The sequence below is a fragment of the Pseudomonas sp. ITEM 17296 genome (assembly GCF_028895205.1).
GTDB lineage: Bacteria > Pseudomonadota > Gammaproteobacteria > Pseudomonadales > Pseudomonadaceae > Aquipseudomonas > Aquipseudomonas kermanshahensis.
Map to the genome: position 1 here is coordinate 19,827 of NZ_WJRS01000013.1, position 17,052 is coordinate 36,878.

Below are 17,052 nucleotides of genomic sequence, written 5' to 3' on the forward strand. Positions count from 1 at the left end.
ATTTTGTGGGAGCGGGCTTGCCCCGCGAAGGGGCCATCAGATCCACACAGCATCCCAATGTGGATAATCGCCAGCACGGTCTACAAGCCCTGCTCTTATGGGGTTGGCAACGATGTACCTCGCCATTTGCAGTACACTCTCCTCCCGGCGCAAAGCCCGGTCCTGATAGCCCGGCTGCCATATCTTTTCGCGACGCATACCCCGCTGATAAAGCGCATGACTGCTGCGCGACTTGAACCTGCGCATCAGGCAGCACAACGTGCCACTTCGCAATTCGATCAGCCAATGCACATGGTCAGGCATTACTACCCAGGCCAAGGATTGGCAATGCCCATCGAGCTCGGCCTGTCTCAGTTGCTGGATCACGCCTCGGGCAAACTGCAGTTGAGTGAAGATCCGCTTGCGTTCAAGAGTGACCGTGGTCAGCAGGTATATCCCGCCCGGCTGAGAAAAACGGCCACGGCGCAGTAGGTAGGATTGGGCACGGTCCATGTGAGGCTCCCTGAAATAAGATTCAGGTGAAACACTAGGTTAGCGGGTAGTGGCCTGAGACTGGAAATGGTTGCTGGATGTTGGAGGTAGGGCAGTGCCGGCCCTTTCGCGGGGCAAGCCCGCTCCCACAGGTTCACCGAGTACTTCAGGCTTGCGCATAACCTGTGGGAGCGGGCTTGCCCCGCGAAAGGGGCCGCAGGTCAGGTACGGAAGCGCGCTACCAGCCCATTCAAATCCACCGCCAACCGTGACAACTCGGCACTCGCCGCACTGGTCTGATGCGCCCCGGTCGCGCTCTGCACCGACAGGTCATTGATATTCACCAAGTTGCGGTCCACCTCGCGGGCCACCTGGGCCTGCTCTTCCGCCGCGCTGGCAATCACCAGGTTACGCTCGTTGATCTGCGCCACCGCACCCGCAATGGTATCCAGCGCCATGCCCGCACCCCGGGCGATATTCAAGGTCGACGCGGCACGTTCGGTGCTGGTGCGCATCGACTCCACCGCCTCTTCGGTCCCGCCCTGGATACTGCCGATCATCCGCTCGATTTCGCTGGTCGACTGCTGGGTACGATGGGCCAATGCCCGCACTTCATCCGCCACCACGGCAAAGCCTCGGCCTGCTTCACCGGCACGGGCCGCTTCGATTGCGGCGTTGAGTGCAAGCAGGTTGGTCTGGTCGGCCAGGCCGCGAATCACATCCAGCACTTTGCCGATGTCACGCGACTGCTCGGCCAGGTGAGTGATCAGCGTGGCAGTGGCCTGCACATCACCGCTCATGCGCTCGATGGCGCCGACGGTCTCCAGTACCAGGTCGCGCCCGTCGCCGGCCGAACGGCTGGCTTCACCGGAGGCTTCCGAGGTGCTGACCGCATTGCGCGCCACTTCTTCCACGGCGCTGGTCATCTCGGTGACTGCGGTGGCGGCCTGCTCGATTTCGTTGTTCTGCTGCTGCAAGCCACGGGCGCTTTCGTCGGTGACGCTGTTGAGCTCTTCCGCCGCAGAGGCCAGTTGGGTCGCCGAACCGGCAATCAATTGCAGGGTGTCGCGCAGTTTCTCCTGCATGCGGCCCATGGCGCGTAGCAGGCGCGCGGCTTCGTCGGTGCCTTCGGCACGGATGACGTGGGTGAGGTCGCCGTCTGCCACCTGCTCGGCGCATTTGAGCGCCTCTTCAATCGGTTTGACGATACTGCGGGTCAGCAGGAAGGCGCACAGCAGGGTCAGCACCGTGGCTGCGATCAACAGGCCAATCACCAGGGCGAAGGCAGAGGCGTACTGGCTGGCAGCCGTTTCATTGGTGGCGCGGGTCTGGTCGGTGTTGATGCGCACCAAGGTGTCCATGACCTTGTTGATCTGCTCGGAGTTGGCCAGCAGGTCGCGGTTGAGCAGGTCGCGCAATTCGTCGGTGCGGTCCGCCTGGCTCAGGCTGCGCATGCGCGCCTCCAGCTGGCGGTACTGATTGAGCAGTTGGCTGTATTGATCGTAAGCCGCTTGCTCGTCGCGTGCGCCAATCATGGGCTCGTAGGCACGGCGCGCCTGGTCGATCTGGGTGTTGCGTTGGTCCAGCAGGTTGAGGGTGTCGCGCTGCGTCTCTGGGTCGCGGTTGAGCAGCAGGCGATAGGAAAGGGTGCGCATGCGCAGGTTCAGCGCAGTAAGTTCGTCCAGCGTCTTGATGCTAGGCACGCTGATGCTTTCGATGGCAACGCCGGCCTGGCGGATGTTGCCCATCTGCATCAGCGAGAAGATGCCGAGGCCGAGCATCAACAGGCCGATCAGCGCGAAGCCGAGCAGCGCGCGCGGGGCGATATTCATGTTGCGTAGGGACATGAGGGGCGTAATCCAGGCAAGGGGAAGAGGTCGCAGGGGACGGCGACGAAATATGACTTGCCTGGCTATCGGTCGTGACTGGTCAGTCTTGAGCGAGACCGGTGAAAATTGTGAGCGCGCTAACCTTTTCCTGACCGGCGGTTGATCCAGGTCGGAACAAGCGGGCGCTTACCCTGTCAATCTGCGGGTTAGAAACCTTAAGAATCCGATATTTAATGGCGAGGACTCACGCTTTTCTTTATCGTGTGCGGCCTTTGCAACAACCTGAGATAGACCCCATGCTGGAAGCCTCCCTGAATCAAATCGAGCAACTGGTCAGCGACCTGATGCAGAAAAACGCTCAACTCACCGAGCAGAACACCGCCCTCGGTCAGCAACTGGCCCAGGCCAAGGAAGAAAACGAGACCCTGCAGCTGTCGCTGATGGAGCAGGAAGAGAAGAACGGCGCCACCGCCGCGCGCATCCAGGCGCTGGTTGACCGCGCCAATGCGGGTGTCGTCAACGCATGAGTCTGCAAGCGCAGCCGGTCAATGTCGTGTCGATCCTTGGCAGCGACTATTCGATCAAGGCGCCCGAAGGCCAGGAAGAAACCCTGGCCCAGGCGGTGCGGATGCTGAACACCGCCCTGGCCGAGACCAAGCGTTCGTACCCGACCCTGATCGGTGACAAGCTGCTGGTGCTGGCGGCCCTGAACCTGTGTTCCAAGCAGGTTGAGCTGCAAAAAGAGCACCAGCAGACGCTGGCGCGTACCCAGGCGCAGATCGACGCCACGGTGGACGCGATCGTTCGGACTATCGCCGAACAATAAAGCACTCCGCGACCCCTTGTAGGAGCAGCCTTGTGCTGCGAAGAGGCCGGTGAAAACGCAGTGATTTCCGCTGCTGTCACCGGCCTCTTCGCAGCACAAGGCTGCTCTTACAATGTCCCAGATCACTGGAATAACTGGATACGTAAGTGTATACACTTCCCCCAAAACAATAATTGGCGGGGAGCACGGGCATGCGTATCTGGCGGCAAAGTATCCAGTGGCAATTGATCGCAAGCATGGGCGCAGCCCTGCTGGCGAGCATCCTGGTGGTGGTGATCATTTTCACGGTGGCGCTCAACCGCCTGACCGAACGCTACCTGGTCGACACAGCGCTGCCAGCCAGTGTCGAAGCAATCCGCAACGATATCGAGCGCATGCTCGGCCAGCCGCTGGTGGCGGCCGCCGACATAGCCGGCAATACCCTGCTGCGCGATTGGCTTGCCGAGGGCGAAGACCCCGCTCAAACCTCACGCTTTATTGAATACCTTGAGGCTGCCAAGCAGCGCAACAACGCCTTTACCACGCTGTTCGCCTCCACCGAAACCGGCCACTACTACAATGAGAAGGGGCTGGACCGCACACTCAGCCGGGCTAACCCGAAGGACACGTGGTTCTACGGGTACATCGACAGCGGCGCCGAGCGCCTGATCAACATCGACATCGACGGTGCCACAGGCGAGTTGGCGCTGTTCATCGACTATCGCGTGGAAAAAGACGGCAAGCTGGTCGGCGTGGCGGGTATGGGCTTGCGCATGACCGAGTTGTCGAAGCTGATCCACGATTTCAGCTTTGGCGAGCACGGCAAGGTATTTTTGGTACGCAACGATGGGCTGATCCAGGTGCACCCGGACAGCGCCTTCAGCGGCAAGCGCCAGCTTGTCGACCAGCTAGACGCACAGGCCGCGAAAGCGGTGATGAGTGGCGACCAGGGCCTGCGTACCAGCCGCTTCCAGCGTGATGGCGAAGGCTACCTGGCATTAGGCTTGCCACTGCGCGACCTGAACTGGACCTTGGTCGCCGAAGTGCCTGAGGCCGAGATCTACGCGCAGATGCATCAGGCAGTCTGGCTCACCACCTTGATCGGTGGTGGCGTGGCGCTGTTGTCGTTGCTGCTGGTGGTGGTGCTGGCGCGCGGCTTGGTACGGCCGATCCGCCGCGTCACGGCCGCACTGGTGCAGATCGGCAGCGGCGCGGGAGACCTCAGCCACCGCCTGGATGATTCGCGCCAGGACGAACTGGGTGACTTGGCCCGTGGCTTCAACCGCTTCCTCGACAGCCAGCGCGGGTTGATCGGCGAGGTGCTGCGCACGACTGAACGCCTGCACCTGGCCGTCGAACAGGTGACCCAGGTGGTGGACAACACAGCCGAGCGCTCCGGTCGCCAGCAGGAAATGACCGAAATGGTCGCCACCGCCGTGCATGAGATGGGCCTGACCGTGCAGGACATCGCCCGCAATGCCGGCAATGCCGCTGAAGCGTCACAATCGGCGCGCGACGAAGCCTTGCAGGCGCGTGACGTGGTGCGGCGCTCGATCCAAGGTATTGAAGGCATGTCCGGCGACATCGGCAAGGCGGCGGATGCGGTCGCACAGTTGGCCGACGAAGTCGCCTCGATCGATGAAGTATTGGCGGTGATCCGCAGTATTTCCGAACAAACCAACCTCTTGGCGCTGAACGCTGCGATTGAGGCGGCGCGGGCAGGGGAGATGGGGCGTGGCTTTGCCGTGGTCGCCGATGAGGTGCGTACCCTGGCGCGGCGCACGCAGCTGTCTACCGATGAAGTGCAGCAGATGATCCAGCGCTTGAAGCAGGGCGCAGGCTCGGCGGTGACGTCGATGCAGGCAGGGCAGCAGGCGACGGGTAGCGGCGTTGAATCGAGCCAGCGCACCGGTGCCTCGTTGGGGGCGATTACCGACAAGGTCGAGCACATCAGCGACATGAACCATCAGGTGGCGACAGCGACTGAAGAGCAGTCAGCGGTGACGGAGGAGATCAACCGGACGGTACAGGGGATTTCCGACCTTGCCAGGGAGACCGCGGCGGAGGTGCAGGGGTGCCGGGCGGAGTGCCAGGCGTTGCGTGGGTTGGCTGATGATTTGGCGCGGCAGATGGGTGGGTTCAGGCTTTAGATTGTTGGAGCTGCTGCCATCGCATTCGCGGGGCAAGCCCGCTCCCACAGGGTCCTCACAGATGCTGAAACTGTGCAGGACCTGTGGGAGCGGGCTTGCCCCGCGAATGCGATCTATCAGGCAGTGATGATCGCGCGGATATCCGCCGCCAGCTCACGCACCCGGTCTTCTTCAGTATCCCAGGAGCACATGAACCGCGCCCCGCCACTGCCAATAAAGGTATAGAACCGCCAGCCCTTGCCCCGCAGCGCTTCAATCGCGTGCTCAGGCATTTGCAGAAACACCCCGTTGGCCTCCACCGGGAACATCAGCTCCACCCCCGGCAGGTCGCTCACCAGCGACGCCAGCAGCTGCGCGCAGTGGTTGGCGTGCGTGCCGTGGCGCAGCCAGGCGCCATCTTCCAACAGCCCGACCCAGGGCGCAGACAAGAAGCGCATCTTCGACGCCAACTGCCCGGCCTGCTTGCAGCGGTAGTCGAAGTCTTCGGCCAGCTGGCGATTGAAGAACAGGATCGCCTCGCCCACCGCCATGCCGTTCTTGGTACCGCCAAAACACAGCACATCGACGCCGGCCTTCCAGGTCAGCTCCGCCGGGCTGCAACCGAGGAACGCGCAGGCATTGGTGAAACGCGCCCCGTCCATGTGCAGGTTAAGGCCCAGTTCCTTGCAGGTGGCGCTGATCGCCTTGAGCTCGTCTGGGCGGTACACGGTGCCCACTTCGGTGGCTTGGGTGAGTGTTACCACACGTGGCTTGGGGTAGTGGATGTCCTGGCGCTTCAACGCCACTTCACGGATCGACTCAGGCGTCAGCTTGCCGTTGATGCTGGGCGCGGTGAGCAGCTTGGAACCGTTGGAGAAAAACTCCGGCGCGCCGCATTCGTCGGTTTCTACGTGGGCGGTCTCGGAGCAGATCACGCTGTGGTAGCTCTGGCACAGCGAGGCCAGGGCCAGGGAGTTGGCGGCGGTGCCGTTGAAGGCGAAAAACACTTCGCAGTCGGTTTCGAACAAGTTGCGGAAGTACTCGGCGGCACGCTCGGTCCACTGGTCGTCGCCATAGGCGCGTTCGTGGCCCATGTTGGCCTTGGCCATGGCGGCCCAGGCTTCGGGGCAGATGCCGGAATAGTTGTCGCTGGCGAATTGTTGGCTCTTATCTGTCATGACACGGTCCTGTGAACGACGCAGAACAGCACTCTAAACCATCGATTCAGCAGTTGCCTATACAAGCAGCCCAACCATCGATTTATCCGTTGTCCGTGCCGGCCTCTTCGCGGGTAAACCCGCTCCCACAGGGATACCCAAAGGCTTCAAGCACCGCCGTACCTGTGGGAGCGGGTTCACCCGCGAAAGGGCCGGCACAAACAGCAAATCAGCGAATGTCGTAAACGCGCCATTGCAAGGCGTGCGCAGGCATCTGACCCACCCCGGCCAGTCATACCATCGCCACAAAGGGCCACAGTGCTCTACAGACAAGAAACGATCGCTGCCGGGAGACAACAAGATGTTCAGCAAGCAAGACCAGATCCAGGGTTACGACGACGCACTGCTGGCGGCGATGAATGCCGAAGAACAGCGCCAGGAAGATCACATCGAGCTGATCGCCTCGGAGAACTACACCAGCCAGCGCGTCATGCAGGCCCAAGGCAGCGGCCTGACCAACAAATACGCCGAAGGCTACCCAGGCAAGCGCTACTACGGTGGCTGCGAGCACGTGGACAAGGTCGAGGTGCTGGCCATCGAGCGCGCCAAGCAGCTGTTCGGTGCCGACTACGCCAACGTCCAGCCGCACTCCGGCTCTTCCGCCAACGGCGCGGTGTACCTGGCCCTGCTGCAGGCCGGTGACACCATCCTGGGCATGAGCCTGGCCCACGGCGGCCACCTGACCCACGGCGCTAAAGTGTCGTCCTCGGGCAAGCTGTACAACGCGGTTCAATACGGCATCGACACCAAGACCGGCCTGATCGACTACGACGAAGTCGAGCGCCTGGCGGTCGAGCACAAGCCGAAAATGATCGTCGCCGGCTTCTCGGCCTACTCCAAGACCCTCGACTTCCCACGCTTCCGTGCCATCGCCGACAAGGTCGGTGCGCTGCTGTTCGTCGACATGGCCCACGTTGCCGGCCTGGTTGCTGCGGGCCTGTACCCGAACCCGATCCCGTTCGCCGACGTGGTCACCACCACCACCCACAAGACCCTGCGCGGCCCACGTGGCGGCCTGATCCTGGCCAAGTCCAACGAAGAGATCGAGAAGAAGCTCAACGCTGCCGTGTTCCCCGGCGCCCAGGGCGGCCCGCTGATGCACGTCATCGCCGCCAAGGCCGTGTGCTTCAAGGAAGCGCTGGAGCCAGGCTTCAAGGCCTACCAGCAACAAGTCATCGAAAACGCCCAGGCCATGGCCCAAGTGTTCATCGACCGCGGCTACGACGTGGTTTCCGGCGGCACTGACAACCACCTGTTCCTGGTCAGCCTGATCCGTCAGGGCCTCACCGGTAAAGATGCCGACGCCGCCCTGGGCCGCGCGCACATCACCGTCAACAAGAACGCCGTACCGAACGACCCGCAGTCGCCGTTCGTCACCTCGGGCCTGCGCATCGGCACCCCGGCCGTCACCACCCGCGGCTTCAAGGTCGCTCAGTGTGTGGCCCTGGCCGGCTGGATTTGCGACATCCTCGACAACCTCGGTGACGCTGACGTCGAAGCCGATGTGGCGAAGAACGTCGCGGCGCTGTGCGCAGACTTCCCTGTTTACCGCTGAGTGGAGTAAACGACCATGCAACGCTACTCGGGCTTCGGCCTCTTCAAACACTCCCTCAGCCACCACGAAAACTGGCAGCGCATGTGGCGCACGCCGACCCCTAAAAAGGTCTACGACGTGGTCATCGTTGGCGGTGGCGGCCATGGCCTGGCCACGGCCTACTACCTGGCCAAGGAACACGGCATCACCAACGTCGCAGTGATTGAGAAGGGTTACCTGGGCGGCGGCAACACCGCCCGTAACACCACCATCGTGCGTTCCAACTACCTGTGGGACGAATCGGCGCAGTTGTACGAGCACGCCATGAAGCTGTGGGAGGGCCTGTCCCAGGACATCAACTACAACGTGATGTTCTCCCAGCGCGGTGTCTACAACCTGTGCCACACCTTGCAGGACATTCGTGACTCCGAGCGCCGCGTCAGCGCCAACCGCCTCAACGGCGTCGATGGCGAACTGCTGAACACCGCCCAGGTCGCGGCCGAAATCCCGTACCTGGACTGCTCGAAGAACACCCGTTACCCGATCCTCGGCGCGACCGTTCAGCGCCGTGGTGGCGTTGCCCGTCACGACGCCGTGGCCTGGGGTTACGCCCGTGCCGCCGACGCCCTGGGCGTGGACCTGATCCAGCAGACCGAAGTGATCGGTTTCCGCAAGGAAAACGGCGCGGTCATCGGTGTCGAAACCAATAAAGGCTTCATCGGCGCCAAGCGTGTCGGCGTGGTCACCGCGGGTAACTCCGGGCACATGGCCAAACTGGCCGGCTTCCGCCTGCCGCTGGAATCGCACCCGCTGCAAGCCCTGGTGTCCGAGCCGATCAAGCCAATCATCGACAGCGTGATCATGTCCAACGCCGTGCACGGCTACATCAGCCAGTCCGACAAGGGCGACCTGGTGATCGGCGCCGGTATCGACGGTTGGGTCGGCTACGGCCAGCGTGGTTCGTACCCGGTGATCGAGCACACCCTGCAAGCGATCGTCGAGATGTTCCCCAACCTCTCGCGCGTGCGCATGAACCGCCAATGGGGCGGCATCGTCGACACCTCGCCGGACGCCTGCCCGATCATCTCCAAAACCCCGGTCAAGAACATGTTCTTCAACTGCGGTTGGGGTACCGGTGGCTTCAAGGCGACCCCGGGTTCGGGCAACGTCTTCGCTGCCAGCCTGGCCAAAGGCGAGATGCACCCACTGGCCGCGCCGTTCTCCATGGACCGTTTCTACAACGGCGCACTGATCGACGAACACGGCGCCGCCGCCGTCGCCCACTAACCGGAGACACCGTCATGTTGCATATTTTCTGTCCCCACTGCGGCGAGCTGCGCTCCGAAGAAGAGTTCCACGCCTCTGGCCAGGCGCACATCGCCCGCCCGCTGGACCCTGCCGCCTGCTCCGACGAGGAGTGGGGCACCTACATGTTCTTCCGCGATAACCCGCGCGGTATTCACCACGAACTGTGGGACCACGTTGCCGGCTGCCGTCAGTACTTCAATGTCACCCGCGACACCGTGACCTACGAGATTCTGGAAACCTACAAGATTGGCGAGAAGCCGCAGGTGACCGCCAACGGCAAGCAAAACAGCGCACCGTCGACCGTCAAAGGCCAAGGGGAAAAAGTATGAGCCAGACCTATCGCCTCGCCAGCGGCGGCCGTATCGATCGCAGCAAGGTCCTGAACTTCACCTTCAACGGCAAGACCTACCAGGGTTATGCCGGTGACAGCCTGGCCGCTGCGCTGCTGGCCAACGGCGTCGACATCGTCGGCCGCAGCTTCAAGTACTCGCGCCCGCGCGGCATCATCGCCGCCGGTACCGAAGAGCCGAACGCCATCCTGCAGATCGGCTCCAGCGAAGCCACCCAGATCCCTAACGTGCGTGCCACCCAGCAGGCGCTGTACGCCGGCCTGGTCGCCACCAGCACCAACGGCTGGCCGAACGTCAACAACGACGTCATGGGCATCCTTGGCAAGGTGGGCGGCAGCATGATGCCGCCGGGCTTCTACTACAAAACCTTCATGTACCCGAAATCGTTCTGGATGACGTACGAGAAGTACATCCGTAAAGCGGCCGGCCTTGGCCGTGCACCGCTGCAGAACGACCCGGACAGCTACGACTACATGAACCAGCACTGCGACGTGCTGATCGTCGGTGCCGGCCCTGCTGGCCTGGCCGCCGCCCTGGCTGCTGCCCGCAGTGGCGCCCGCGTGATCCTCGCCGATGAACAGGAAGAGTTCGGCGGCAGCCTGCTCGACACCCGCGAAACCCTCGACGGCAAGCCTGCCGCTGACTGGGTCAATGCGGTGGTCAAAGAGCTGGAAAGCCTGCCGGAAGTGACCCTGCTGCCCCGCGCCACGGTCAACGGCTACCACGACCACAACTTCCTGACCATCCACGAGCGCCTCACCGACCACCTCGGCGACCGCGCCCCGATTGGCCAGGTGCGTCACCGCGTGCACCGTGTGCGTGCCGGCCGTGTGGTACTGGCCGCTGGCGCCCACGAGCGCCCGCTGGTGTACGGCAACAACGACGTCCCGGGCAACATGCTGGCTGGCGCTGTGTCCACCTACGTACGCCGCTACGGCGTGGCCCCGGGCCGCAAGCTGGTGCTGTCGACCAACAACGACCACGCCTACCGCGCCGCGCTGGACTGGCACGACGCTGGCCTGCAAGTGGTCGCCATCGCCGACGCCCGCCACAACCCACGCGGCTCGCTGGTTGAAGAAGCGCGTGCAAAAGGCATCCGTATCCTCACTTCCAGCGCCGTGGTCGAGGCCAAAGGCAGCAAGCACGTGACCGGCGCCCGCGTGGCCGCCATCGACGTGCAGGCCCACAAAGTCACCAGCCCAGGCGAAACCCTTGAGTGCGACCTGATCGCCAGCTCCGGCGGTTACAGCCCGATCGTCCACCTGGCGTCGCACTTGGGCGGTCGCCCGGTCTGGCGCGATGACATCCTCGGCTTCGTGCCGGGCGATGCACCGCAAAAACGCGTTTGTGTCGGCGGTATCCATGGTGTCTACGCCCTCGGCGACGTGATTGCCGACGGCTTTGAAGGCGGCGTTCGCGCAGCCACCGAAGCCGGCTTCAAGGCCACCACCGGCACCTTGCCGAAAACCGTGGCACGCAAGGAAGAGGCCACCGTGGCGCTGTTCCAGGTGCCGCACGACAAGGGCAGCAAAGGGCCTAAGCAGTTCGTCGACCAACAGAACGACGTGACCGCTGCCGGTATCGAGCTGGCCACCCGCGAAGGCTTCGAGTCGGTCGAACACGTCAAGCGCTACACCGCGCTGGGCTTCGGTACCGACCAGGGCAAACTCGGCAACATCAACGGCCTGGCCATCGCCGCCCGTTCGATCGGCATCACCATCCCGGAAATGGGCACCACCATGTTCCGCCCCAACTACACGCCGGTCACCTTCGGTGCGGTAGCGGGCCGTCACTGTGGCCACCTGTTCGAACCTGTACGCTTCACCGCCCTGCATGGCTGGCACGTGAAGAACGGCGCCGAGTTCGAAGACGTTGGCCAGTGGAAACGCCCGTGGTACTTCCCCAAAGCCGGTGAAGACATCCACGCCGCCGTGGCCCGCGAGTGCAAGGCCGTGCGTGACAGCGTCGGCCTGCTCGACGCCTCGACCCTGGGCAAGATCGACATCCAGGGCCCGGACGCACGTGAGTTCCTCAACCGCATCTACAGCAACGCCTGGACCAAGCTCGACGTGGGCAAGGCCCGCTACGGCCTGATGTGCAAAGAAGACGGCATGGTCTTCGACGACGGCGTGACCGCCTGCGTTGGCGACAACCACTTCTACATGACCACCACCACCGGCGGCGCCGCACGCGTGCTGCAGTGGCTGGAGCTGTACCACCAGACCGAATGGCCAGAGATGAAGGTGTACTTCACCTCGGTCACCGACCACTGGGCGACCATGACCCTGTCCGGCCCCAACAGCCGCAAGCTGCTGAGCGCGCTGACCGACGACATCGACCTGGACAAGGACGCCTTCCCGTTCATGACCTGGAAGGAAGGCACCGTCGCCGGCGTACCGGCCCGTGTGTTCCGCATCTCGTTCACCGGTGAGCTGTCGTACGAAGTGAACGTGCAGGCCAACTACGCCATGGGCGTGCTGGAAAAGATCATCGAGGCGGGCAAGCAATACAACCTGACCCCCTATGGCACCGAGACCATGCACGTGCTGCGTGCCGAGAAGGGCTTCATCATCGTCGGCCAGGACACTGACGGCTCGATGAACCCAGACGACCTGAACATGAGCTGGTGCGTCGGCCGCAACAAGCCATTCTCGTGGATCGGCCTGCGTGGCATGAACCGCGAAGACTGCTTGCGCGACAACCGCAAGCAGCTGGTCGGCCTCAAGCCGGTGGACCCGACCCAGTGGCTGCCAGAAGGCGCGCAACTGGTGTTCGACCCCAAGCAACCGATCCCGATGGACATGGTTGGCCACGTCACCTCCAGCTACGCGGCCAACTCCCTGGGGTATTCGTTCGCCATGGGTGTGGTCAAAGGCGGCCTCAAGCGCATGGGCGAGCGGGTGTACTCGCCGCAGGCTGACGGCAGCGTGATCGAGGCGGAAATCGTGTCTTCGGTGTTCTTCGATCCGAAGGGTGAGCGGCAGAACGTTTAAGGCCCCGGATGGTGGCGTCGAACCCTGTGGGAGCGGGTTTACCCGCGAATGCGATGTTGGCCTCACTGGCCTCTTCGCGGGTGAACCCGCTCCCACAGGTTCGGCGTTGCTCGGAACTACAGAATTCAAGGCAGGTAAGAAATGAGCGCTATCAACGTCTTCCAGCAAAACCCCGGCGCCGACGCCAAGGCCCAGTCGCCGCTGCACCATGCCGACCTGGCCAGCCTGGTTGGCAAGGGCCGCAAGAACGCAGGCGTGACCCTGCGTGAGAAAAAATTCCTCGGCCACCTGACCCTGCGTGGCGACGGCCATGACCCGGCCTTCGCCGCAGGCGTGCACAAGGCCCTGGGCCTGGAGCTGCCGGTGGCCCTGACCGTGGTTGCCAACAGCGACATGTCGCTGCAGTGGATGGGCCCCGACGAGTGGCTGCTGATCGTCCCGGGCGGCCAGGAGTTTGCCATCGAGCAAAAACTGCGCGCGGCCCTCGACGGCCTGCACATCCAGGTGGTTAACGTCAGCGGCGGGCAGAGCCTGCTGGAACTGCGCGGCCCGCACGTGCGCGAAGTGCTGATGAAGTCCACCAGCTATGATGTTCACCCAAACAACTTTCCGGTGGGCAAGGCCGTCGGTACGGTGTTCGCCAAGTCGCAACTGGTGATCCGCCGCACCGCCGAAGACACCTGGGAACTGGTGATTCGCCGCAGCTTCGCCGATTACTGGTGGCTGTGGCTGCAGGACGCTTCGGCCGAATACGGCCTGAGCATCGAAGCCTAAGGAGAGCCGCACATGAGTCGGGCACCGGATACCTGGATTCTCACCGCCGACTGCCCGAGCATGCTCGGTACCGTCGACGTGGTGACGCGTTTCCTCTACGAGCAGCGCTGCTACGTCACGGAGCACCACTCCTTCGATGACCGGCAGTCGGGGCGTTTCTTCATTCGCGTCGAATTCCGCCAGCCGGACGATTTTGACGAGGTGGGCTTTCGTGCCGGCCTCGCGGAACGTAGCGAAGCGTTCGGCATGGCCTTCGAGCTGACCGCGCCTAATCACCGCCCCAAGGTGGTGATCATGGTGTCCAAGGCCGACCACTGCCTGAACGACCTGTTGTACCGCCAGCGTATTGGCCAACTGGGCATGGACGTGGTCGCAGTGGTGTCCAACCACCCAGACCTCGAACCGCTGGCGCATTGGCACAAAATTCCTTACTACCACTTTGCACTCGACCCCAACGACAAGGCGGGGCAAGAGCGCAAGGTGCTGCAGGTGATCGAGGAGACTGGCGCGGAACTGGTCATCCTTGCCCGCTACATGCAGGTGCTGTCGCCCGAGCTGTGCCGGCGCCTGGACGGCTGGGCGATCAACATTCACCACTCGTTGTTGCCGGGGTTCAAAGGCGCCAAGCCTTATCACCAGGCCTACAACAAGGGCGTGAAGATGGTGGGCGCGACCGCGCACTACATCAACAACGACCTCGATGAAGGGCCGATCATTGCCCAGGGGGTCGAGGTGGTGGACCACAGCCATTACCCGGAAGACCTGATTGCCAAGGGGCGGGATATCGAATGCCTGACCCTGGCGCGCGCTGTGGGGTATCACATTGAGCGGCGGGTGTTTCTTAACGCCAACCGGACTGTCGTTCTCTGACTATTTTGGGGCTGCTTTGCAGCCCATCGCAGGCAAGCCAGCTCCTACAGGTGCACCGCCGCTTTCGAATGCGGCGCTGTACCTGTGGGAGCGGGTTTACCCGCGAATGGCCCAACACATTATCCCCTGCCGTAAAAAGGCATCCCCCTGTCGTTTTCAGTCTGCGCAACTCGCCTCATCAGGCCCACAATTCCCCTCATCCCAGTAACACATGCCGCCCATGGATGGCGGCGCTTCAACCAACGCTGCATAAATAAAAATCAAGCGAGGTAAGAGCATGTCTGGCAATCGTGGAGTGGTGTATCTCGGCGCCGGCAAGGTCGAGGTGCAGAAGATCGACTACCCGAAAATGCAGGACCCGCGCGGCAAGAAGATTGAACACGGCGTCATTCTCAAGGTGGTCTCCACCAACATCTGCGGCTCCGACCAGCACATGGTCCGCGGCCGCACCACTGCCCAGGTCGGCCTGGTTCTTGGCCACGAAATCACCGGTGAAATCGTCGAGTTGGGGCGTGATGTCGAACGCCTGAAAAAAGGCGACCTGGTGTCTGTACCGTTCAACGTCGCCTGCGGCCGCTGCCGCTCCTGCAAAGAAATGCACACCGGCGTCTGCCTCACTGTAAACCCGGCACGCGCCGGCGGTGCCTACGGCTATGTCGACATGGGCGACTGGACCGGTGGCCAGGCCGAGTACGTGCTGGTGCCGTACGCTGACTTCAACCTGCTGAAACTGCCGGACCGCGACAAGGCCATGGAAAAAATCCGTGACCTGACCTGCCTGTCCGACATTCTGCCGACTGGCTACCACGGCGCCGTGACGGCGGGCGTAGGCCCAGGCAGCACCGTTTACGTCGCGGGCGCCGGCCCGGTTGGCCTGGCCGCTGCTGCCTCGGCACGCCTGCTGGGCGCTGCCTGCGTGATCGTCGGTGACCTCAACCAGGCCCGCTTGGCGCACGCCAAGTCGCAGGGCTTCGAAGTGGTCGACCTGTCCAAGGACACCCCGCTGCACGAGCAGATCATCGACATTCTCGGTGAGCCGGAAGTGGACTGCGCCGTCGATGCCGTTGGCTTCGAGGCCCGCGGCCATGGCCACGAGGGTGCCAAGCATGAGGCCCCGGCCACCGTGCTGAACTCGCTGATGCAGGTTACCCGCGTTGCCGGCAGCATCGGTATCCCGGGCCTGTACGTGACTGAAGACCCGGGCGCCTCCGATGCCGCTGCCAAGATCGGCGCCCTGAGCATCCGCTTTGGCCTGGGTTGGGCAAAATCGCACAGCTTCCACACCGGCCAGACCCCGACCATGAAGTACAACCGCCAGCTGATGCAGGCGATCATGTGGGACCGTATCAACATTGCTGAGGTGGTTGGTGTGCAGGTGATCAACCTCGACCAGGCGCCGGAAGGGTATGGCGAGTTCGATGCGGGTGTGCCGAAGAAGTTTGTGATCGACCCGCACAAGATGTGGGGCGCGGCGTAATTTAAGTTGAGCTAAAAGCCCCTCGAATGAGGGGCTTTTTTCTAGACAACAACCTACAAGCAGGCCCAGGTACGGTATGGAATCCAGGGTCGGTCAACGGTTCTGGTATGGTTGCGTAAGCACGGTCGCCAGGATTGGAGCAAGCGGCCCCGATCCGAGACGAGAAGAGCTGCGCGATGTCTGACCCGAAAATGCTCACTCCAGAAGAGCGGATCAAAGAGCTTGAGCAGCAGCTTGAGCTGATGAACCAGAAGGCCCAACTCTTTACCGCTGCTGCGGGGTACGCCTTATTAAGGCGTCATGCCCCTTGAACTTCTGTAGCTTCCACGAATGTATAGACCTTCAATTGTGGGATCTTCGGCTTTAGCGAGAAGACTTTCACCTAATTTAACGATGAAGTCGTTTCGTTTCATTCGGCTCTTTATTTCCGTGCTGAGGTATTTACTCACGCTAGGAGATAATGGCGGATTATGCCCATTGGCACTCAGAGGCGCGGTCAGTTGCCTGAGTTCGATGTCATTGGCCAAGTACTCGGATAAATTGGACTGCGAAATATGTACTTTGGTTTCTCCTGCTTCGAGGATATACAGCGTTTCACGGTGGAATGTCGAATTGTGTGTTTTTGGTTCCAGCTTATAATTTCTGGTGTTTCCGGGTTTTTCTAGCAGATTAACTGATGGCTCTGATGGCTCTGATGGCTTTCTTGGGTGATCAATCTCGATTTGAATAGAGGGGAGCTTTTCTATGTTTCTGATGATTGATTTGACGTGGCCTGATGGGTCGCAGAAATTGACTGGATCACCTTGACAATAGGCATACGCATTCGGTGCACCTTTTCCAAAAGGGCTCAGATTATCAGGCGCGATAAAGCGCATCAGCGCTGGGCTATACGGCCGGTAGCCGTTGCCTAGCATTTGACAGTGGTTGAACGCCTCTAGGCGTTCGCCGTTGAATCCCGCTAGGGTAATTGCTGAGGGCAACGAAGGGTCATGGCCATATACAGAATATCTATGCTCCTCTTCCTCGGCTTTGCCTTGCACTCTGAGGACAGAGCTTTTATTGTCGGCAGCCATTAGCCAGCTGCCCGGCTTGTCGCCCGCTTGCTGCTCGCCCAGTGGGATATCCGCTCTACGAAAAATGGCGCGGTGGTGGTCGCCTTGGTTGACGGTGATCGGCTTGTCGCCCTGGTAGAAGAAAAGCGAACGGTTCGATGCTTTGCTCATGATTCAGGTCTCTGCTGCTCTGGATGTATGGGGTGTGCCTGACGCCCATTCTGAACAGCCGCAAGAATTTCG

At 62.0% G+C, this 17,052-nt stretch carries 15 protein-coding genes and 1 pseudogene; 12 read left to right on the forward strand and 4 right to left on the reverse strand.

What is annotated here, in order from left to right; genetic code table 11:
• Positions 1-36: 36 nt before the first annotated feature.
• Complete coding sequence (locus tag GIB19_RS15730; protein WP_274887141.1) at positions 37-492, reverse strand: REP-associated tyrosine transposase; 456 nt, start codon at positions 490-492, stop codon at positions 37-39.
• A 200-nt stretch (positions 493-692) separates the two neighbouring features.
• On the reverse strand, positions 693-2,318 hold the full coding sequence (locus tag GIB19_RS15735; RefSeq protein WP_099428115.1) for a methyl-accepting chemotaxis protein: 1,626 nt from the start codon (positions 2,316-2,318) through the stop codon (positions 693-695).
• Between the two features lie 278 nt (positions 2,319-2,596).
• Between GIB19_RS15735 and GIB19_RS15740 the strand changes: the two genes are divergently transcribed.
• The 4 genes and pseudogenes from GIB19_RS15740 (at position 2,597) to GIB19_RS28465 (ending at position 5,255) form a co-directional block, all read left to right on the forward strand.
• Positions 2,597-2,827, forward strand: coding sequence for a hypothetical protein (locus GIB19_RS15740; RefSeq protein WP_099428116.1), 231 nt, complete (start codon positions 2,597-2,599; stop codon positions 2,825-2,827).
• Complete coding sequence (locus GIB19_RS15745) at positions 2,824-3,126, forward strand: cell division protein ZapA (RefSeq protein WP_027594303.1); 303 nt, start codon at positions 2,824-2,826, stop codon at positions 3,124-3,126. The genes GIB19_RS15740 and GIB19_RS15745 overlap by 4 nt, the downstream gene beginning before the upstream one ends.
• A 236-nt stretch (positions 3,127-3,362) precedes the next feature.
• Positions 3,363-4,391: pseudogene (locus GIB19_RS28460) on the forward strand (HAMP domain-containing protein); the annotation flags it as partial.
• A gap of 135 nt (positions 4,392-4,526) precedes the next feature.
• On the forward strand, positions 4,527-5,255 hold the full coding sequence (locus GIB19_RS28465) for a methyl-accepting chemotaxis protein (RefSeq protein WP_446731389.1): 729 nt from the start codon (positions 4,527-4,529) through the stop codon (positions 5,253-5,255).
• Between the two features lie 116 nt (positions 5,256-5,371).
• Here the strand turns inward: GIB19_RS28465 and GIB19_RS15755 are convergent, their stop codons facing one another.
• Positions 5,372-6,412 (reverse strand): threonine aldolase family protein, encoded by a 1,041-nt coding sequence (locus GIB19_RS15755; RefSeq protein ID WP_027594305.1) that lies wholly within the window; start codon positions 6,410-6,412, stop codon positions 5,372-5,374.
• Positions 6,413-6,752: 340 nt separating this feature from the next.
• On the opposite strand from GIB19_RS15755, the gene GIB19_RS15760 reads away from it, so the two are divergent.
• The 8 genes from GIB19_RS15760 (at position 6,753) to GIB19_RS28470 (ending at position 16,068) form a co-directional block, all read left to right on the forward strand.
• Complete coding sequence (locus GIB19_RS15760) at positions 6,753-8,006, forward strand: serine hydroxymethyltransferase (RefSeq protein ID WP_274887145.1); 1,254 nt, start codon at positions 6,753-6,755, stop codon at positions 8,004-8,006.
• 15 nt (positions 8,007-8,021) lie between these two features.
• Positions 8,022-9,272, forward strand: a complete 1,251-nt coding sequence (locus tag GIB19_RS15765) for a sarcosine oxidase subunit beta family protein (protein ID WP_008089646.1) — start codon at positions 8,022-8,024, stop codon at positions 9,270-9,272.
• A gap of 14 nt (positions 9,273-9,286) precedes the next feature.
• Positions 9,287-9,622, forward strand: a complete 336-nt coding sequence (locus GIB19_RS15770) for a sarcosine oxidase subunit delta (protein ID WP_027594307.1) — start codon at positions 9,287-9,289, stop codon at positions 9,620-9,622.
• The gene (locus tag GIB19_RS15775) at positions 9,619-12,636 is read left to right on the forward strand and encodes a sarcosine oxidase subunit alpha (protein WP_027594308.1); all 3,018 of its coding nucleotides are present in this window, start codon (positions 9,619-9,621) and stop codon (positions 12,634-12,636) included. The genes GIB19_RS15770 and GIB19_RS15775 overlap by 4 nt, the downstream gene beginning before the upstream one ends.
• A 141-nt stretch (positions 12,637-12,777) precedes the next feature.
• The gene (locus tag GIB19_RS15780) at positions 12,778-13,410 is read left to right on the forward strand and encodes a sarcosine oxidase subunit gamma (protein WP_027594309.1); all 633 of its coding nucleotides are present in this window, start codon (positions 12,778-12,780) and stop codon (positions 13,408-13,410) included.
• Between the two features lie 12 nt (positions 13,411-13,422).
• Positions 13,423-14,280, forward strand: coding sequence for a formyltetrahydrofolate deformylase (gene purU / locus GIB19_RS15785; protein ID WP_099428119.1), 858 nt, complete (start codon positions 13,423-13,425; stop codon positions 14,278-14,280).
• Positions 14,281-14,557: 277 nt separating this feature from the next.
• Positions 14,558-15,757: a formaldehyde dehydrogenase, glutathione-independent gene (gene fdhA, locus GIB19_RS15790; protein WP_027594311.1), complete on the forward strand. Its 1,200-nt coding sequence runs from the start codon at positions 14,558-14,560 to the stop codon at positions 15,755-15,757.
• A 176-nt stretch (positions 15,758-15,933) separates the two neighbouring features.
• On the forward strand, positions 15,934-16,068 hold the full coding sequence (locus GIB19_RS28470; protein WP_446731388.1) for a hypothetical protein: 135 nt from the start codon (positions 15,934-15,936) through the stop codon (positions 16,066-16,068).
• Here the strand turns inward: GIB19_RS28470 and GIB19_RS15800 are convergent.
• A complete protein-coding gene (locus GIB19_RS15800; RefSeq protein ID WP_099428120.1) occupies positions 16,048-16,980 on the reverse strand; it encodes an RHS repeat-associated core domain-containing protein in 933 nt (310 codons plus the stop codon). The two genes, GIB19_RS28470 and GIB19_RS15800, sit on opposite strands and share 21 nt — an antisense overlap.
• Positions 16,981-17,052: the final 72 nt, after the last annotated feature.